Raw genomic sequence first — 19536 nt, forward strand, 5'->3', positions numbered from 1 at the left:
GGAGTATGAACAATGACCGGTTTTTGGGAGAATATTTTTGTGGAAACAGCTGCCAGATACAGTGTGGTTATTCTTTGCACGATCGTCTTTCTGTCGCTGTTTGAACTTGTAACATCATATCGTAATTGGCAGGAAATCAAGCACGGTAATTTCGCTGTAGCAATGGCAACAGGTGGCAAAATATTTGGTATTGCCACCATCTTCCGCTATTCGATTGAACACAATGATACACTGTTTGAGAGTATTGGCTGGGGAGTTTTCGGTTTCATCTTATTATTGCTTGGGTACATAATTTTTGAATTTTTGACACCAACGATAAACGTGGATGAGGAAATTGGTAAAGGAAATAATGCAGTCGGTTTGATATCGATGATAATTTCCATTGGATTGGCATTTGTTATCGGTGCAAGTATTGGATAAGGGGCGAGGATATTGATTCTGGATAGGCTGGCTAAAATTTTAATTGTTGTTGCTGTTATTTTTGTTATTGTAGGCATCATATATTTAATTTAACAAATTCTTTTTACTAAAATAATAAATAAAATTTCAAAAAATACTAATTAATCGGTATAATGAAAATAGCCATAGTAAAAAAGGAGGAGAAATATGATGGAGGAAAAACGCTGGCATGTCCATTATCCGGCAGAGATTCCAACTACAATAGCATATGATGAAATATCGCTGCAATCTTTCTTGGCAGACTCTGCTGAAAAATACGCAAAAAAGAAAGCGCTTCATTTTATGGGAAAGGAAATGACATTTTCGGAACTGTATTCACAAGCAAGGAAGATGGCAAACTATCTTCAATCATTAGGGGTAGAAAAAGGTGACAGGGTTGCCATCATGCTGCCTAACTGCCCGCAATCAGTTATCAGTTATTACGGAGCATTAATGGCAGGTGCAATTGTTGTACAGACAAACCCTTTATACATGGAAAGGGAACTGGAATACCAATTAAATGATTCCGGAGCAACTATTATTGTCTGCCTGGACATTTTATTGCCGAGAGTTACCAATGTCAGGGGAAATACATCAATTGAGCATACAATCGTAACAGGTATTAAAGATTATTTGCCATTTCCGAAAAACCTGATTTACCCGTTTATCCAGAAGAAACAGTACAATATGGTTGTAAAAGTGGAAGAATCAGAAGATACACATGTGTGGCAAACGATTATTGAGAATGGCAACGAGGAGTATAACCCAATTGAAATTGATCCAAAAGAGGATCTGGCATTACTTCAATATACTGGCGGTACCACGGGCCATCCAAAAGGTGTCATGCTTACACACTATAATCTTGTTTCCAATGTACAAATGTGTCAGGCTTGGTTATACAAGACTAAACCCGGGGAAGAAACAGTGTTAGGCGTATTACCTTTTTTTCACGTGTATGGAATGACCACCGTAATGAATATGTCGGTGATGTTTGGTTCCAAAATGGTATTGCTTCCGAAATTTGATGCGGAGGAAGTACTTAAAACGATTCATAAACAAAAGCCAACACTATTTCCGGGAGCGCCGACTATTTATATAGGTTTATTGAATCATCCCGACCTGAAAAAATATGATTTATCGTCGGTTGAAGCCTGTATCAGTGGATCTGCTCCTTTACCATCGGAAGTTCAGGAACAATTTGAGAAAGTTACAGGCGGACGCTTGGTGGAGGGGTATGGATTAAGTGAATCATCACCGGTTACGCATGCTAATTTTGTCTGGACAAAACGGGTCAACGGAAGTATCGGATTACCATGGCCGAATACAGACGCACAGGTATTCAAAATGGAATCCATGGAAGCTGCTGATGTTGGAGAAGTAGGGGAATTAGCAGTCAGTGGGCCACAGATTATGAAAGGCTATTGGAATAACCAGGAAGAGACAGATAATGTATTAAAGGACGGTTGGCTGTTTACCGGTGATATGGGATATATGGATGAGGATGGATATTTTTACATTGTTGACCGTAAAAAAGATATGATTATCGCTGGTGGATATAACATTTATCCAAGAGAAGTGGAAGAAGTTTTATATGAGCATGAAGCAGTACAGGAAGCTGTAGTTGCCGGAATTCCCGATCCATACCGTGGTGAAACAGTCAAAGCATATGTCGTGCTGAAATCCGGTCAGGAGCTTGGGGAAGAAGAATTGAACGCGTACTGCAGAAAAAATTTAGCGGCATACAAAGCACCTAAAATTTACGAATTCCGTGATGAACTTCCAAAAACAGCAGTTGGGAAGATATTACGAAGGAAATTGGTTGATGAAGAAAAAGAAAAAATGGAGAATAACACCACTACCGTGTAAGCACAGCATTCTTTTTTTAAAATGGAAAAGGACAGGCCCAGTATTGACAATTTTAATTTGTCTTTGTAAAATAAAAATATGAATGACTATTCATTCAGTTTGTGGGCTATAGGTACATGCTAAGGAGATTATCATGAAAAAAAACAAACCAAAATTCAAACAAATTATCGAGGCAGCAGTTGAAGTAATCGCGGATAATGGTTATCATGCTTCACAAGTATCGAAAATCGCGAAAAAGGCTGGAGTTGCTGACGGCACAATCTATCTTTATTTTAAAAATAAAGAAGATATACTAGTATCCGTTTTCGAGGAAAAAATGGGACAGTTTATCGAACAGATTGCCCACAGCATCAATCAGAAACAAAATGCCGACGAAAAACTGCTTACGTTAATTGAAATGCATTTTCACCAGCTTGCCAGTGATCATCACTTAGCTGTAGTCACGCAATTGGAATTAAGACAGTCAAATACAGAATTGCGTTTGAAAATTAATAACGTTTTAAAGCCGTATTTGGTTGTAATTGATGATATTATAAAAGAGGGAATCAATGAAAAACTATTTTTCGATGATTTAAATATCCCTCTTGTCAGACAAATGATTTTCGGCACGCTGGATGAAACGGTTACAAACTGGGTAATGAAAGAACGGAGATATGACCTTGAAGAGCAGGCACCGACTGTTCACGCATTAATTACAAACGGTCTTTCCGTTAAAAAATAGTGGAGGGGGATTGATTTGGGAACATTAGCATATGAAGTAAAAGACCAGGTTGCCATATTGACGATTCAAAGTCCACCGGCAAACGCACTATCTAGTAATCTATTAGAGGACCTGGAAAAAAGGCTTGACGAAATTGAAAACGATAACAATAATATTAAATCAATCGTCATAAAAGGAGAAGGGAAATTTTTCTCAGCCGGGGCTGATATTAAAGAATTTACTTCGTTACAAAATGCATCCGATTACGAATCTCTGGCAGGAAGAGGTCAGGATTTATTTGACCGAATCGAGCATTTTTCAATTCCGGTTATTGCTGCTATCCATGGTGCCGCATTAGGTGGTGGATTGGAGCTTGCGATGTCTTGCCATATTCGGATCGTTTCAGAGAATGCCAAACTGGGATTACCTGAGCTGACACTTGGTATTATCCCCGGATTTGCCGGCACCCAGCGTTTACCGCAATATGTTGGCACAGCAAAAGCATATGAAATGATTCTTACAGGTAAGCCTATCAGCGGCGGGGAAGCTGCGTCTTTCGGTTTGGCAAACCATGCTGTAAAGGAAGAAGAAGTTTTTGATACAGCATTTAATCTTGCTGATACGATTGCGGCAAAAAGTAAACTATCGATTAACCATATAATGCAGTTGATTCCTTATGCAAAAACGAAACAGTTTGCTGAAGGAGTTAAAAAAGAATCGGAGGCATTTGGAAAAATATTTGGTTCCGATGACGCGAAAGAAGGCGTTCAGGCCTTTATCGAGAAAAGGAAGCCTAACTTTCAGGATAAGTAGACTAAAGGAGGATATCATTTATGAACATATATGTATTGCTGAAAAGAACATTTGATACAGAAGAAAAAATTAACGTTTCAAATGGTCAAATTGAAGATGATGGTGCGGAATTTATTATCAATCCGTACGATGAGTATGCCGTGGAAGAAGCGATTAACCAACGCGATGCACACGGTGGTGAAGTTACGGTTGTCACAGTTGGAGATGAAGACTCTGAAAAACAATTGCGTACGGCTCTGGCAATGGGTGCTGATAAAGCTGTTTTAATTAATACCGAAGATGACCTTGAAGACGGTGATCAGTATACAACAGCTAAAATTCTGCATGCTTATTTTGAAGATAAAGAAGCAGATTTAATTCTGGCAGGAAATGTTGCCATTGACGAAGCAAGCGGCCAGGTTGGACCGAGACTTGCGGAAAGCCTTGATATTCCATATGTTACTACTATTACTGCTTTGGAAATTGACGGGGAAACAGTGAAAATAGATAAAGACGTTGAAGGTGACGTAGAGAAGGTGGAAACAAGCCTTCCAGTACTTGTTACTTGCCAACAGGGTCTGAATGATCCCAGATATCCTTCACTTCCAGGTATTATGAAAGCCAAGAAAAAACCATTGGAAGAACTGGAAATAGATGATTTAGATCTTGATGAAGATGATGTAGAAGCAAAAACAGAAACAGTTGATATTTACCTGCCACCGGAAAAAGAAGCAGGACGGGTTCTCGAAGGTGAAATTGGCGATCAAGTTAAGGAATTGGTTTCTTTGCTTAAAAATGACGCAAAAGTACTGTAAACCTTATTACAGAAAGGAGAAACTCTCATGAGTGATAAACTACTGGTAATTGGCGAAGCAAGAGATGGCGCATTGCGTAATGTAACATTTGAAGCAATTGCAGCTGCTAAAAAAATAAATTCTAATGGTGAAATTGTAGGCGTTATTTGCAGTGACAGTGACCTGAATGACCAGGCACAGGAAATGATTTATTATGGTGCAGACCGGGTTGTAACTGTTCAGCATGATAATTTAAAAACATATACTTCAGAGGGATATGGTCAGGCGGTACTTGCAGTTATCGATGACGAATCACCAGATGGAATCATTATGGGACATACAGCAATTGGGAAGGATCTGACTCCAAAGCTTGCAAGTAAACTGGAAACTGGACTGATTTCGGATGCAACGGACATAGATGTTGATGGAGATAAAGCAGCTTTCATCAGACCGATCTATTCCGGGAAAGCATTTGAAAAGAAAGTTATTACAAGCGGGTTAACATTTGCTACGATCCGTCCAAACAACATTCCTGCATTAGACCGTGATGATTCACGTACAGGTGATGTAACATCAAAAGACGTAGATGTTGCAGACCTCCGTACAGTAATTAAAGATGTAATCAGAAAGGCTTCTGAAGGTGTGGATTTATCAGAAGCAAACGTTATTGTAGCGGGTGGCCGCGGTGTCAAAAGTGCAGACGGGTTCAAACCTTTATATGAACTAGCTGACGTATTGGGCGGTGCTGTTGGTGCATCACGTGGTGCCTGTGATGCAGATTATTGTGATTATTCACTTCAAATCGGGCAAACAGGTAAAGTTGTAACACCGGACTTATATATTGCAGTAGGTATTTCAGGTGCAATCCAGCACTTGGCCGGTATGTCCAACTCAAAAGTAATTGTTGCAATCAACAAAGATCCGGAATCAAACATATTTAATGTTGCCGATTATGGAATTGTTGGAGACTTGTTTGACGTGATTCCGACATTGATTGAAGAAATTAAGAAAGTAAAATAACCCTTTAAAGACCTGGTCGATTTGACCAGGTCTTTTACAGTAATATTTTAGCTTTCTATTGTATAGGTTTTTTGCAGTTTACATTATTTTATAAGCGTTAAATTTTACTTGAAAAGTTGCTTAAACTGCGAACTAAAATCTATTAATGCTCACTGATACCGCAGCTGGAATATACTCGCTTTCCGCGGGCAGCTGGTGAGCCTACGAATCGCTGTCGCGCTTCGAAGTCTCACCTAGGCTTTTCTTCCCGCAGGAGTCACGCATATTCCAGCTGCTGGTTTTAATGGTTTAATAATATTGAAATATCCTTACATTTATTAAAGTAAAAACCAGCGGAGGAAATACACGGAGACTCCTGTGGGAGCAGAGTCCTAGGTGAGACTCGTAGTGTGACAACACGGAGAGGCTCATCAGCCGCCCACGGCTAAGAAGACACTGCGAAAACTCACTTTTTGAGCAGATGTCGCCTTGGTACCCGGAGGCGTGAAAGCGAAGTGTATTTCCGCAGCGGTGTTATTGCGCTTAACTTTTTTTCAATTTAGTTCGCAGTTTACGTCAACTGTTGAAAAGCATTAATGTATTCAAATAGTTCCTCACTAAAACTGTTTTACTTAAAATGAATAAGCAAAGTATTAGCAAGGATATACTAACGGTGATATACTCGGTTTAAAGCTTGATTGAGGAGGGAAATGAAATGGCAATTACTCATGTAACAGATCAAAATTTTACCAAAGAAACTTCTGAAGGTCTTGTATTAGCTGACTTTTGGGCACCATGGTGCGGACCTTGTAAAATGATTGCACCTGTTTTAGAAGAAATAGATGGTGAAATGGAAGAAAAAGTACAAATCGTAAAACTTGATGTAGATGAAAACCAGGAAACAGCCGGTAAATTCGGTGTAATGAGTATTCCGACATTGTTACTATTTAAAGACGGCAATGTTGTCGATCAGGTTGTTGGTTTCCAACCAAAAGAAGCGCTTGTTGATTTAATTAACAAACACGCATAAACAAGTGTTATAATAGTATAGTGAACTAGAATTTCAATCCCTTGTTGCTTATCGTAACAAGGGATTCTTATAGTATGAAGTACATAAGTGATGTGTATTGAGAAATTAAGGGATGAGTTATCTATGAATCAGCAAATCAAAGAAAAATTAGCCGTTCTTCCATCACAGCCTGGATGTTATTTAATGAAAGATAAGAACAGCACCGTGATATATGTCGGAAAATCCAAGTTATTGCGAAACCGGGTACGTTCTTATTTTACAGGTGCGAATGATAAAAAAACACAACGGCTGGTACAGGAAATAGTAGATTTTGAATATATTGTAACAACTTCTGAAATAGAAGCACTTATTCTGGAAATGAATTTAATTAAAAAATATGATCCCAAATATAATGTGTTATTAAAGGATGACAAATCATATCCGTATTTGAAGATAACAGCTGAAAGACATCCGCGATTGTTAATAACACGTAAAGTCAAAAAGGATAAAGGGAAATATTTTGGTCCTTATCCAAATGTTCTTGCAGCCAAGGAAACCAAAAAACTGCTTGACCGGTTATATCCACTAAGAAAATGCAATAACCCACCAGGGCGTGTATGCCTGTATTATCATATGGGGCAATGTCTTGCATGCAGTGAAAAACCTGCATCCGAAGAGACATATAAAGAAATCGTCCAGAGTATAACATCTTTTTTACATGGTGGACATAAGGAAATAAAAGCTGATTTATCCGCAAAAATGCATGAAGCAAGTGAAAACCTGAACTTTGAACGGGCTAAAGAATTTCGTGACCAAATACAGCATATTGAAGTGGTAATGGAGCAGCAGCGGATGACATTAAATGACCAAATTAATCGTGATATTTTTGGATACAGTTATGATAAGGGCTGGATGTGTATACAGGTCTTTTTTGTAAGACAGGGGAAATTAATTGAACGTGATGTTTCCATATTTCCATTTTTTGATGATCCTGCTGATACGTTTATCAGCTTTATCGGCAGGTTTTATTTGCATCATCACCATTTGAAGCCGAAACAATTACTTGTGCCGATTGGTACGGATACGGATATATTGAGTAAACTGTTGGAAATTAATGTGCATACACCATTCAGAGGACGTAAAAAAGAACTCGTGGAATTAGCAGAAAAAAATGCATCTATTGCACTAAAGGAGAAATTTTCGATTATTGAACGGGACGAGGAGCGAACCATTTCGGCAGTGGAAAAGCTTGGCGAAGCTCTTCATATCGAAATGCCGCACCGTATTGAAGCATTTGATAACTCAAATATTCAAGGGGCAGATCCCGTTTCGGCAATGGTTGTTTTTACAGATGGACGTCCGAACAAAAAGGAGTATCGTAAATATAAGATCAGGGATGTACAAGGTCCTGATGATTATGAAACGATGCGTGAAGTTATCCGCCGCCGCTATACGAGGGTGCTGAAAGATAACCTCCCATTACCGGATTTGATTATTGTGGACGGTGGTAAAGGACAAATGAGTGCGGCTCTTGATGTTCTGGAAAATGAACTTGGTCTGGATATCCCATTATGTGGACTGGCAAAAGATGATAAACACAAGACGAGTGAACTTTTGTATGGGGTACCGCCGACCATTATACCGTTGTCCAGAAAATCGCAGGAATTTTATCTGGTGCAACGGATTCAGGATGAGGTTCATCGATTTGCGATTTCATTTCACCGGCAGCTGCGCGGGAAAAGTTTATTTCAATCAGAGCTGGATAAAATTCCGGGTGTCGGGGAAAAGCGCAGAAGGTTATTACTGACACATTTCAAATCGGTGAATGAAATAAAAAAAGCATCGTTGCGCGATATCACCAAACTTGGCATACCGATAAACATAGCCGAGGTTGTATTGGAACATCTGAATAATGAAAAATAAGAAGCGAAACAACCATTCATTTGTTTCGCTTCTTATTTTAATCCGTATAAACAACCGAAAATTCCACTTGATGTATTTTTTTATTTATTTCCTCGGTACACTCGCAAGGCCTGCTTTTAATGGATTGGAGTGCCTCGGCCAAAAAGCCTGCCTCCAGACGAAATTCCGTATCAAAGGGAGCACTTAAACGATATACGACAGCGTCTGCCATTAAGTGAAAGGTCAGTACTTTCTTCTTTTCTTTCACAAGTTCAAGCCTGCCCCAACCCAATTTATCGAATGAATAAATAATATCTGATATTGTCTGTATCTCTAATTTTCTAGCAAGATTCTTGCCCATGAAGTATAATAGCGTATTTGATTCCGTTCCTAATAATTCAGGTAAACTTATATACCGGAGTATGTCATACCCAGCACCAGATGTATGAAGGTCATCCAAAAGTGCAACAGACATGGATTCCTGATCCTTTGCCATTGATGTCATCCTTTCCTGTCAGTAACCAATTCACAAAGCACTGGTCACGATGTTCGAGATTTTCTTTGAAGTTTACTAGTCTTATTATCTATATAATCCAGTCAATGTGCAAGCTTCCTAACGAATTTTTTGGAAGAAATCCATGAAAAACATGAGGAAAATCACATAAATAAAATATGTTAGCCCTTTTCTTGACGCCTTATATAGTTAGAAGTACAATAAATATGTCATAAATTGTACATTTTTTGGGCAATAAATAAGATGTGCTTTATTGTCATAAGAAACGTGTACATTACCAAATTTTACACAACTTAATTACTGAGGGGGGTAACACATGACAGAGCATCGTGAGTTCTTTTACAGAAGACTCCATTCCTTGTTAGGCGTAATACCAATTGGAATCTTTTTGATTCAGCATTTGGTTGTAAACCATTTTGCTGTGTATGGTGAAGAAAGTTTCAACAAAGCAGCAGGATTTATGCATGATTTGCCATTCAGGATAGTATTGGAAATAGTTATCATTTTCCTGCCTATATTATTTCATGCGATTTTAGGGGTTTACATTGTTTTTGTTACGAAAAACAACACAAGACGTTACGGATATTTCCGAAACTGGATGTTTTATTTGCAACGGATTACAGGGATCATTACATTTGTTTTTATTGCATGGCATGTTTGGGAAACTCGTGTGCAAATCGGGTTAGGAAATGAAGAGTTGAACTATAGCTTAATGGAAAACATTCTGGCAAGTCCTGTAATGTTCTGGTTTTACGTTTTGGGAGTAATTTCAACTACTTTCCATTTCAGTAATGGTCTATGGAGCTTCCTGGTATCATGGGGATTCACACAATCACCAAGATCTCAGAAGATTGTTACATATGCGTCGCTAATTGTCTTCATAGCGATTAGCTATATCGGAGTTCGAGCTTTAATTAAATTTGCTTATGGAGTTTAATCTTTGGAAAGCGGGAGTGAGTCATAATAATGAGTAACAAAAAAGTCATTGTTGTAGGCGGCGGCTTGGCTGGTCTTATGGCAACCATCAAAGCAGCTGAAGCCGGTGTGAATGTAGATTTATTTTCAATTGTCCCAGTTAAACGCTCTCACTCTGTATGTGCCCAAGGTGGAATAAACGGTGCAGTTAACACAAAAGGTGAAGGGGACTCTCCCTGGAAACATTTTGATGACACTGTATACGGCGGTGACTTCCTTGCGAATCAGCCGCCGGTAAAAGCAATGTGTGAAGCAGCACCGGGTATTATAAATTTACTTGACAGAATGGGTGTTATGTTTAACCGTACTCCGGAAGGTCTCTTGGATTTCCGGCGTTTTGGCGGAACATCTGTTCATCGTACGGCATACGCAGGAGCAACTACTGGACAACAATTACTATATGCTTTAGACGAACAAGTTCGTCGGTATGAAGTGGAAGGGTTAGTAACGAAATATGAAAGCTGGGAATTCCTCGGAGCCATTCTTGATGACGATGGTGTCGGAAAAGGTATTGTTGCACAAGATATTACGACACATGAAATTAAATCCTATCCATCTGATGCAACAATAATGGCTACCGGCGGACCGGGAATCATCTTTGGTAAATCAACTAACTCAATGATTAACACAGGTTCAGCAGCAAGTATTTTGTATCAGCAAGGTGCAAAATACGCAAACGGAGAATTTATCCAAATTCATCCGACTGCAATTCCTGGTGACGATAAACTGCGGTTGATGAGTGAATCAGCACGTGGTGAAGGTGGCCGTATTTGGACATATAAGGACGGTGAGCCTTGGTATTTCCTTGAAGAAAAATACCCTGCTTATGGAAACCTTGTAACACGTGATATTGCAACGCGTGAGATTTTTGATGTCTGTGTAAATCAAAAGCTTGGTATTAATGGAGAAAATATGGTTTACCTTGACCTGTCTCATAAAGATCCAAAAGAACTGGACGTCAAACTTGGTGGTATCATCGAAATTTATGAGAAATTTGTTGGGGAAGACCCTCGTAAAGTTCCGATGAAAATCTTCCCTGCTGTTCACTATTCAATGGGTGGACTTTGGGTTGACTATGATCAAATGACAAGTATCCCGGGAATCTTTGCATGTGGTGAATGTGATTATTCACAACATGGCGGAAACCGACTTGGTGCGAATTCCCTGTTATCTGCAATTTACGGTGGTTCTGTTGCAGGTCCGAATGCTATTAACTATATTGAAGGTCTTGATAAACACGTTGAAGATATGTCATCAGAATTATTTGACAGCAAAGAAAAAGAAGAGCAGGATAAATTTGAAGCGTTTATGAAGATGGAAGGTGATGAAAATGCCTACCAGATTCATAAAGAACTTGGGGAATGGATGACAGATAATGTAACTGTTGTGCGCGATAACGACAACCTGCTGAAAACAGACGAAAAAATACAGGAACTTCAGGAACGTTGGAAGCAAATTAACATCAACGACACTTCACGTTGGAGCAACCAGGGTGTTATGTTTACCCGTCAACTGGAAAACATGCTGCATTTAGCACGTGTTATTACAATGGGAGCATATAACCGAAATGAAAGTCGCGGTGCGCACTATAAACCTGATTACCCTTATCGTAATGATGAGGAATGGTTAAAGACAACCATTGCAACATTCGATAAAGAGAAAAATGCACCAGAAATATCATATGAAGAAGTTGATACATCATTGATTGAGCCGAGATTGAGAGACTATACACAAAAAAATTGAGGGGAGAAAGATAAGCATGGCTGAACAAGAAACTGTCAGATTTATTATAACCCGTCAAGACAACCCGGATTCTGATCCTTATGAGGAAGAATTTGATGTTCCTTACAAAAAGAATATGAACGTTATTTCCGGCTTAATGGAAATTCGTCAAAATCCGGTAAATGCCAAAGGGGAAAAAACTGCACCGGTATATTGGGATATGAACTGTCTTGAAGAAGTTTGCGGAGCCTGTTCGATGGTTATTAACGGGACAGCACGTCAATCATGTGCTGCATTGGTGGATAAATTGGAACAACCTATCAGACTGGAGCCCATGAGCACATTTCCTGTTGTCCGCGATTTGATCGTCGATCGCGAGCAAATGTTTGACGCATTAAAACAAATTAAAGCATGGGTTCCAATTGATGGAACCCATGATCTTGGGCCTGGGCCACGTATGCCTGAGAAAAAACGTCAGTGGGCTTATGAACTTTCAAAATGTATGACTTGCGGCGTATGTTTGGAAGCATGCCCAAATGTTAACGATAAGTCAGACTTTATTGGCCCGGCTGCACTTTCACAGGCACGCTTGTTTAATGCACACCCAACAGGTGAAATGAATGCAAGTGAAAGATTAGAAGGATTGATGGAAGATGGAGGTATCTCGGGCTGCAGTAACGCACAGAACTGTGTGCAGGTATGTCCAAAAGGTATTCCATTGACAACATCAATTGCAGCAATGAATCGTGCGACTAACATACAATCATTCAAGAACTTCTTTGGAAGCGACAATGCGCACTAAATCTATTAATCAATGAAAATACCATGACCCTTACCCTTTAATGGTAAGGGTCATTTTTAAAATAAGGCTGTTTTCGATAAAGTGTTGCTGTTATTACGCAAGTGACGTAAAATGCGAACTACTTTGAAAAAAGTTGAGAGTAAAAATACCGCTGCGGAAATACACTTCGCTTTCCGTGGGCGGCTGTTGAGCCTCTTCGTGCTATCGCACTACGAGGCTCACCAGCTTCCCGCGGAAAGCGAGTCTATTCCAGCTGCGGGGTTAGAAAGCATCACTAAATGTACTAGCCGGATTTAGTTCGCAGTTTACGGAAATGGTTTAGCAGTGTTCTTTTCTCTGGCATGACGCAAATAGCAACAAACTTTTTGAAAACAACTTTAAATAATGGGAGTGGATTTGTTTGATAAAGGTATCATATATAGAGAACATGGAGAAATGGCGATCTGAATTCTCGTTTTTTGTGCCAATAAACGTGAGATTTTCAGAGACAGATATGTTTGGACATGTGAATAACGTATCTCCATTTATTTATTTCGAGCAGGCACGGATCGAATTTCTTCAGTCTGCAGGTCTTTTTAATAATACTAACAATGATGATGGGATGCCAATTGTTGCAGACTTACAATGTGATTATCATAAGCAAATGTTTTTTAACGAGAAAATCAACTTATATGTTAAGGTAAATCATATCGGGAATACTTCGCTTGATATTCATTATATGGCATTGAATCAGAAGGATGAGCTATGTTTAACAGGACGTGGACGGATGGTTTATATTAACCCGGAAACAGGTAAACCTGTCCCACTGAGTAAGACCATGAAGGAAAAGCTGATGGCGAAACATATTGGGAACGCTACTGTAAAGTTCTGATTTTGACTAACTAATAGTGTGGGAATGTTATCCCACACTATTAGAAGCTTCACTATCCTTAGAGCTTTAATTCCCCCATGCGAAGGAGCTCTACTACAGCTTGTGATCGCCCCTTGACTCCTAATTTTTGCATAGCATTTGAAATATGGTTACGGACAGTTTTCTCAGATATAAATAGTTCCTGGGCAATTTCTTTTGTTGTTTTGTCTTGTACTAAGAGTTCGAATACTTCTTTTTCACGTCTGGTTAATAATTGCTTCGGTTTGTACTCGTTGTCCTTCAAATGTTAACCCCTCCTTGCTGTCATAAAGCTGCAGATTGAAGGGAATTATTTAGTCACTATAGCTTATGAAAATATATATAAACGGTGAGCACAATTCTGCTGATTTTTATTACCGGCATCGTGTTGGGCTGGCCTTTTTTATATAAAAAATGTTTTATTTGCTATAATATGAATTAGGTATCTTATACGTTTGACTAAATTCCTTTATTAGCAGCAGGATTTTTTTCATAGTTGGAGGCCATGTATGATAAATGAAATACTGGAATCAAATCAATTTATCCTTTTGATGGCGCTATTATTGATTATTAGTGTTCTTGTCACAAAGTTTTCCACACGATTAGGTGTCCCATCGCTTGTTCTGTTTATCGGAGTGGGCATGCTGGTCGGCAGCGATGGCTTAAATATTATCTATTTTGATAATGCAACAATTGCCCAGCTAATTGGTGTTATAGCACTTGTTATCATTTTGTTTGAAGGTGGTTTGCAAACGAAATGGGCTACCATTAAACCTGTTCTGCCTTCAGCTGTTATTCTGGCAACAGCGGGTGTACTTATAACTACAGTTGTTGTAGCAGTTGCCGCTAAATATATGCTTGATATTTCCTGGCTGGAAGGTTTTTTGTTGGGATCCATTGTTGGGTCTACCGATGCCGCAGCCGTATTTGCTGTGTTAAAGGATAAAAATATTAAGGGAAATATTAAATCGACACTTGAGGCTGAATCAGGCTCAAACGATCCGATGGCAATGTTCTTAACACTTTCTTTTATACAATTAATTACCCAGGATCAGACAGGTCTTGGTTCACTGATATGGACATTTTTCTGGCAAATGGGGATAGGGCTTTTGTGTGGATTAATAATTGGAAAAATGGGAAGTTCATCCATTAACCGAATCAATCTTGATTCAAGTGGCTTATATCCGCTATTTGGACTTGCATTCGCATTTCTGGCATACAGTATTACTTCACTTGCGGATGCCAGCGGGCTACTTGCCGTATATGTTGCTGCTTTGGTTATCGGAAATTCCGAATTGACTTACCGCCACTCCATTCTTCGGTTTAATGAAGGATTTGCATGGATGGCACAAATTGTCATGTTCGTTATATTAGGATTATTTGTTTTCCCTGCAGAATTGTTTCAATGGAATTATATAATTAGCGGCATGCTGATATCACTAGTATTAATGTTAGTGGCCAGACCTGTGGCAGTATTTCTGAACCTGTTTAAATCTCCATACACAGGTAAGGAAAAAATATTTTTATCATGGGCCGGATTACGCGGGGCAGTTCCAATTGTGCTGGCAATATTTCCAATGCTGGCAGAAGTGGAAGGCAGCCAAATTATGTTCAACGTTGTTTTTTTTGTTGTTTTAACCTCAACGCTTGTACAGGGTTCGACAATAACATATATGGCTTCTAAATTGGGATTGGAAGGTGAGGCTAAGGAAAAACCGATACATTCCCTTGAATTGATTTCCATTGGCAAAACGAATACGGAGATGGTTGAATATAATGTCTCAAGCAATAACAAAATTATCGGAGAAAAAATTGAGGATATTGAATTACCCGATAAAGCGTTGATCAACGCTATTATACGAAACAACGAGATTCTTACACCGAACGGTCAAACAGTTATTAAGGAAAACGATACTCTCTATATTTTGGTTTCAAGAAAGAGCAAGCAGAAGCTCAGAAATGTATTGGAAGAGGACACTGTTGCCGCAGAATAAATTGCCGTAATGTAGGAAATTATCAGCTTTCCTGTCAAGTTATGTTAAAATATCTTTAGAATGAGGAATTAATTTGAGGGGGTTACCTGCTTGAATAATGATATATTAACTGATACAGCGATAGCAGACTTAGAAAAAAGACTTCGTAAAATTGCAGGAATGGTTAAACAGAACGGGCGCAAAATTTTAAATAATTACCCGATCACATCTCCACAGTTTGTTGCACTTCAATGGTTAATTGAAGAAGGTGACTTAACCATTGGGGAGCTGTCGAATAAAAACGGGCTGGCATTCAGTACCACGACAGATCTTGTCGACCGTATGGAAAAAAATAAGCTTGTCGAAAGAGTTCGTGATGGTAATGACCGGCGTGTAGTAAGGATTCATGTTCTTGAAAAAGGTAAGACAATTATTCAGGAGGTTATTCAGAAACGGCAGGAATATCTTGGTGAAGTTCTGTCAAATTTCTCGACTGAACAGACCGATACATTAAATAATTTACTATCCTTTTTGTATGAACAAATGCAACATGTTAATAAAAAATAACATCTCAGAAGAGGCGATTTTGTTGAATCAGGCAATAGGTGTTATCGATTCAGGTGTTGGCGGCTTAACAGTGGCACACGAACTTATGCGTCAGCTGCCAAAAGAAAGATTAGTGTACCTGGGTGACACATTACGATGTCCATATGGACCAAGGTCAAAAGAAGAAGTGAAAAAATTCACATGGGAAATGGTTGATTTTCTGCTTAAAGAAGATATTAAAATGCTTGTTGTTGCGTGTAATACTGCAACAGCTTTTACGCTCGCCGATCTGCAGGATAATTTAGACATCCCGGTTATCGGAGTAATTCAGCCTGGAGCGCGGGCAGCTATAAATTTTACACAAAATAGTCATATCGGGGTTATCGGGACAGAGGGAACGATTCGAAGTGAAGCTTATACAAGTGCACTGAAAAGCATAAAACCCGACGTTCATGTTAATGCTTTGCCATGTCCATTATTTGTTCCAATGGTTGAACAGGGGATTTTATCTGGAAAGCAAGCAGAAGAAGTAGTTGGCGAATCACTATTACCGTTAAAAAGAAATAATCACATTGATACGTTAATTCTTGGCTGTACACATTACCCGCTTATAAAAGAAACGATCCAAATGATTATTGGAGATCATGTTACAATTATTTCATCAAGTGAAGAAACCGCTCGGGATGCAAGTGCCATACTGGAATTTCATAACCAATTAAATAGAAGTAACCATACGCCGAAACATCAATTTTATACTACTGGTGATTTGGATATCTTTAAAAAAATTGCGGCCAGTGTCTTTACAAAATTGGTTGATAATTTTCAGTCGGTAACAATAGAAAAAGCTGTTATTCAATAATTGGAACCTTGCAAATTTAAAAGGGTTCTGATTTTTTTGTCCATAGGTTGGTCTAAATTTACGATGTGCTCGTATATATAATAGTACAAACCATCGTAGGAGGGAATAACATGCAGAAGCGCGGTATATTACTATTGACTATAACGGTGTGCCTTTCCATTATATTGACTGGATGTTTCCAGGGAGAACAGTCATTGAATGACCAGGAAGAAATGGATCCACCACAGAACGCTGAAGCAGTAAACGATTTAGAGGGTGAATCAGAAGATACTGAATCAACTGATGAAAATGCTGAAGGTGAAACAGAGGCTAATACGAATGCAAGGACCTTATATTTACTTGATTCGAATGGTATGGTGGCACCCCAAACCTTGCAATTGCCCCAGATTGAGTCCAAAGAGGTCGCAAAACAGGCAATGGAATACCTGGTAAAGGGAGGTCCGGTTTCACAATTATTGCCAAATGGTTTTCAGGCAGTTTTACCGGCCGGAACACAAGTACTTAGCCTGAATATACAGGATAATGGAACGTTAGTTGTAGACTTGTCAAAGGAGTTTAAAAATTACAAAGCAAGTAATGAACTTGAAGTACTGCAGGCAATGACATATACGATGACACAATTTGATTCCGTAGAAAATGTAAAACTGCGGATTAATGGAAATCCGCAAAGTGAGATGCCTGTTAACGGAACTCCTATCGGTGAAGGATATTCAAGGGTAAACGGGATAAACATTAGTGACTCCGGCAGTGTAGACTTGCTGGCAAGTAAACCTGTAACCTTATACTATCCATCGGTCCATGATGACAATCACTACTTTGTACCAGTAACCCAATATATTGACGTTCAAAATGATGATTTATATAGTTCCATTGTTCAGACACTCTTGGATGGACCTGTTTTTAATAGTAATTTACAACATGTTTTTAATAGTAAAACGGAACTTGTAAACAACCCAAGTTTACGAAGTGGCGTACTTGAGGTAGTTTTCAATCAGGAAGTATTAAAAAACAGCGAGAAAGCAGTAATATCCGATGAAGTCATGGAAACGTTGGTACGAAGCTTGTCGGTGGACAAAAATGTCGAGGCCGTAGAAGTGAAAGTGGAAAACATAGAAACATTATTTAATGAAAACGGGGAAGCCTATACAGAACCGGTGACAACACAAACATTTACTTCAACTGAAAAATTGTAACGAAAAGGGCTGTGAAATGCAGCCTTTTTTGTTTTATCGAAGGTTTGTTTTATGAATGATTTGTTGCAAATAATAGGATACGGCCCTAAAGCTTTTGATTTGTATTTTCGTGTTTCTTTCGTACAAAATATGTTAGGATAATGCTATCGTGGATTCAGGATTAGAAATAAGGAGGAGTATGTTTCAGTGAGAAATGATCAAAGAAATTTTAATGATTTACGTCCAATAACAATTATCCCCGAATTTGTTAAACATCCGGAAGGCTCTGTACTTATTCAAGTTGGGGATACCAAAGTAATTTGCAATGCAAGTATTGAAGATAGAGTACCTCCTTTTATGCGCGGACAGGGTAAAGGATGGATAACTGCTGAATATGCTATGCTGCCGAGGGCAACTGATCAGCGTAATATTCGTGAATCCTCAAAAGGAAAAGTAAGCGGACGTACAATGGAAATACAACGATTAATCGGCCGGTCACTCCGTTCTGTTGTAGATTTGGACAAGATAGGTGAACGTACAGTCTGGGTTGATTGTGATGTGATTCAGGCTGATGGCGGCACAAGAACGGCGTCTATAACTGGTGCATTTGTTGCAGTTGTTTTAGCTTTAAATAAATTACTTAAAGACAATACAATTGTGAAAATGCCTGTAACTGATTTTTTAGCGGCGATATCGGTAGGAGTTTTACCGGATGGCAGTGAAGTGCTTGATTTAAATTATGGTGAGGATTCAGATGCGCAAGTAGATATGAATATTGTGATGACAGGTAATGGACAGTTCGTTGAAATACAGGGTACTGGTGAAGAGGCAACGTTTACGAACAAACAATTACAAACCATGCTTGGACTGGCTGCCGATGGGATCACTCAAATTAATGAAGTGCAAAAAAATATCCTTGGTGAACTTGCCGACCGAATAGGAGAAACAAACTCCAGTAAGGAAGATTCTAAATGAATGAAATTATAATTGCAACTAAAAATCCCGGAAAGGCAAAAGAATTTCAAGCGTTTTTCTCGGAATATAACATAAAAGCAATTTCGTTGCTGGATTTGTCTGAGTCAGTTGAAGACATAGAAGAAACAGGAACGACTTTTGAAGAAAATGCGGCACTAAAAGCAGAACAAATAGCAAATCTGTTTGAAACGCCCGTGTTGGCTGATGACTCCGGACTGGTAATTGATGCGTTGGATGGAAGACCTGGAATCTACTCTGCCAGATATGCGGGAGAACCAAAGAATGATAAGGCAAATTTGGAAAAAGTGTTGAAAGAGTTACAGAATGTTCCCGATACTGACCGTACAGCTCGTTTTGTATGTGTTCTGGCTGTAGCCATTCCAGGTAAAGATACGATTTTTAAAAAGGGACATTGTGAAGGTAAAATTTCAAATGATCCTGATGGCTCGAATGGATTTGGATATGATCCGATTTTTATACCTGATGGTTATTCGAAAACGATGGCTCAGTTGTCTTCTGATGAAAAAAACAAAATCAGCCACCGTAAAAATGCAATTACACAGCTGGAATCATGGATAAAAGATGTGCAGCAATCATTGTGAGGTGATA

20 protein-coding genes are annotated in these 19536 nt (G+C 38.9%); 18 read left to right on the forward strand and 2 right to left on the reverse strand.

The genetic code is table 11. The features are described from left to right. The first annotated feature begins 12 nt into the window (after positions 1-12). The 8 genes from G6R02_RS06530 to uvrC all read left to right on the forward strand — a co-directional run bounded on the left by G6R02_RS06530 (position 13) and on the right by uvrC (position 8521). Positions 13-420 carry a DUF350 domain-containing protein gene (locus tag G6R02_RS06530; protein ID WP_164668432.1) on the forward strand — a complete coding sequence of 136 codons (408 nt, stop codon included), beginning with the start codon at positions 13-15 and terminating at the stop codon, positions 418-420. Between the two features lie 186 nt (positions 421-606). Beyond that, positions 607-2304, forward strand: a complete 1698-nt coding sequence (locus G6R02_RS06535; RefSeq protein ID WP_164668433.1) for a long-chain-fatty-acid--CoA ligase — start codon at positions 607-609, stop codon at positions 2302-2304. A 133-nt stretch (positions 2305-2437) separates the two neighbouring features. Further along, positions 2438-3025 carry a fatty acid metabolism transcriptional regulator FadR gene (gene fadR / locus G6R02_RS06540; RefSeq protein WP_164668434.1) on the forward strand — a complete coding sequence of 196 codons (588 nt, stop codon included), beginning with the start codon at positions 2438-2440 and terminating at the stop codon, positions 3023-3025. Between the two features lie 15 nt (positions 3026-3040). Then, a complete protein-coding gene (locus G6R02_RS06545) occupies positions 3041-3817 on the forward strand; it encodes an enoyl-CoA hydratase (RefSeq protein ID WP_164668435.1) in 777 nt (258 codons plus the stop codon). Positions 3818-3837: 20 nt separating this feature from the next. Then, positions 3838-4611 carry an electron transfer flavoprotein subunit beta/FixA family protein gene (locus tag G6R02_RS06550; RefSeq protein ID WP_164668436.1) on the forward strand — a complete coding sequence of 258 codons (774 nt, stop codon included), beginning with the start codon at positions 3838-3840 and terminating at the stop codon, positions 4609-4611. Between the two features lie 27 nt (positions 4612-4638). Next, positions 4639-5610, forward strand: a complete 972-nt coding sequence (locus tag G6R02_RS06555) for an electron transfer flavoprotein subunit alpha/FixB family protein (RefSeq protein WP_164668437.1) — start codon at positions 4639-4641, stop codon at positions 5608-5610. Positions 5611-6304: 694 nt separating this feature from the next. After that, on the forward strand, positions 6305-6619 hold the full coding sequence (trxA, locus tag G6R02_RS06560; RefSeq protein WP_164668438.1) for a thioredoxin: 315 nt from the start codon (positions 6305-6307) through the stop codon (positions 6617-6619). A gap of 123 nt (positions 6620-6742) precedes the next feature. Then, entirely contained in the window at positions 6743-8521 is a 1779-nt protein-coding gene (gene uvrC, locus G6R02_RS06565; RefSeq protein ID WP_164668439.1) for an excinuclease ABC subunit UvrC, read from the forward strand. 37 nt (positions 8522-8558) lie between these two features. Here uvrC and G6R02_RS06570 read toward each other — a convergent pair whose 3' ends face one another. Further along, entirely contained in the window at positions 8559-8996 is a 438-nt protein-coding gene (locus tag G6R02_RS06570; RefSeq protein WP_164668440.1) for a YslB family protein, read from the reverse strand. A 334-nt stretch (positions 8997-9330) separates the two neighbouring features. Between G6R02_RS06570 and G6R02_RS06575 the strand changes: the two genes are divergently transcribed. The 4 genes from G6R02_RS06575 (at position 9331) to G6R02_RS06590 (ending at position 13384) form a co-directional block, all read left to right on the forward strand. Further along, a complete protein-coding gene (locus G6R02_RS06575) occupies positions 9331-9951 on the forward strand; it encodes a succinate dehydrogenase cytochrome b558 subunit (protein WP_164668441.1) in 621 nt (206 codons plus the stop codon). Between the two features lie 29 nt (positions 9952-9980). Further along, positions 9981-11732, forward strand: a complete 1752-nt coding sequence (gene sdhA / locus G6R02_RS06580) for a succinate dehydrogenase flavoprotein subunit (protein WP_164668442.1) — start codon at positions 9981-9983, stop codon at positions 11730-11732. A 16-nt stretch (positions 11733-11748) separates the two neighbouring features. Continuing rightward, the gene (sdhB, locus tag G6R02_RS06585) at positions 11749-12513 is read left to right on the forward strand and encodes a succinate dehydrogenase iron-sulfur subunit (protein WP_164668443.1); all 765 of its coding nucleotides are present in this window, start codon (positions 11749-11751) and stop codon (positions 12511-12513) included. A gap of 400 nt (positions 12514-12913) precedes the next feature. Further along, positions 12914-13384 (forward strand): acyl-CoA thioesterase, encoded by a 471-nt coding sequence (locus G6R02_RS06590; protein WP_164668444.1) that lies wholly within the window; start codon positions 12914-12916, stop codon positions 13382-13384. 58 nt (positions 13385-13442) lie between these two features. Here the strand turns inward: G6R02_RS06590 and G6R02_RS06595 are convergent, their stop codons facing one another. Continuing rightward, positions 13443-13667, reverse strand: coding sequence for a helix-turn-helix domain-containing protein (locus tag G6R02_RS06595; RefSeq protein ID WP_164668445.1), 225 nt, complete (start codon positions 13665-13667; stop codon positions 13443-13445). A gap of 244 nt (positions 13668-13911) precedes the next feature. Here G6R02_RS06595 and G6R02_RS06600 point away from each other — a divergent pair, with 244 nt between their 5' ends. The 6 genes from G6R02_RS06600 (at position 13912) to G6R02_RS06625 (ending at position 19529) form a co-directional block, all read left to right on the forward strand. Beyond that, positions 13912-15396, forward strand: coding sequence for a potassium/proton antiporter (locus G6R02_RS06600; protein WP_164668446.1), 1485 nt, complete (start codon positions 13912-13914; stop codon positions 15394-15396). Between the two features lie 159 nt (positions 15397-15555). After that, positions 15556-15942 carry a MarR family winged helix-turn-helix transcriptional regulator gene (locus tag G6R02_RS06605; protein WP_205520173.1) on the forward strand — a complete coding sequence of 129 codons (387 nt, stop codon included), beginning with the start codon at positions 15556-15558 and terminating at the stop codon, positions 15940-15942. A gap of 22 nt (positions 15943-15964) precedes the next feature. Continuing rightward, positions 15965-16780, forward strand: a complete 816-nt coding sequence (gene racE, locus G6R02_RS06610) for a glutamate racemase (protein WP_164668448.1) — start codon at positions 15965-15967, stop codon at positions 16778-16780. Between the two features lie 110 nt (positions 16781-16890). Then, positions 16891-17973: a GerMN domain-containing protein gene (locus G6R02_RS06615; RefSeq protein WP_164668449.1), complete on the forward strand. Its 1083-nt coding sequence runs from the start codon at positions 16891-16893 to the stop codon at positions 17971-17973. 186 nt (positions 17974-18159) lie between these two features. Next, on the forward strand, positions 18160-18927 hold the full coding sequence (rph, locus tag G6R02_RS06620; protein ID WP_164668450.1) for a ribonuclease PH: 768 nt from the start codon (positions 18160-18162) through the stop codon (positions 18925-18927). Beyond that, complete coding sequence (locus G6R02_RS06625; protein ID WP_164668451.1) at positions 18924-19529, forward strand: XTP/dITP diphosphatase; 606 nt, start codon at positions 18924-18926, stop codon at positions 19527-19529. Before rph ends, G6R02_RS06625 begins: the two co-directional genes overlap by 4 nt. Positions 19530-19536 lie beyond the last annotated feature (7 nt).

This window comes from Virgibacillus doumboii (assembly GCF_902806455.1).
GTDB lineage: Bacteria > Bacillota > Bacilli > Bacillales > Amphibacillaceae > Lentibacillus > Lentibacillus doumboii.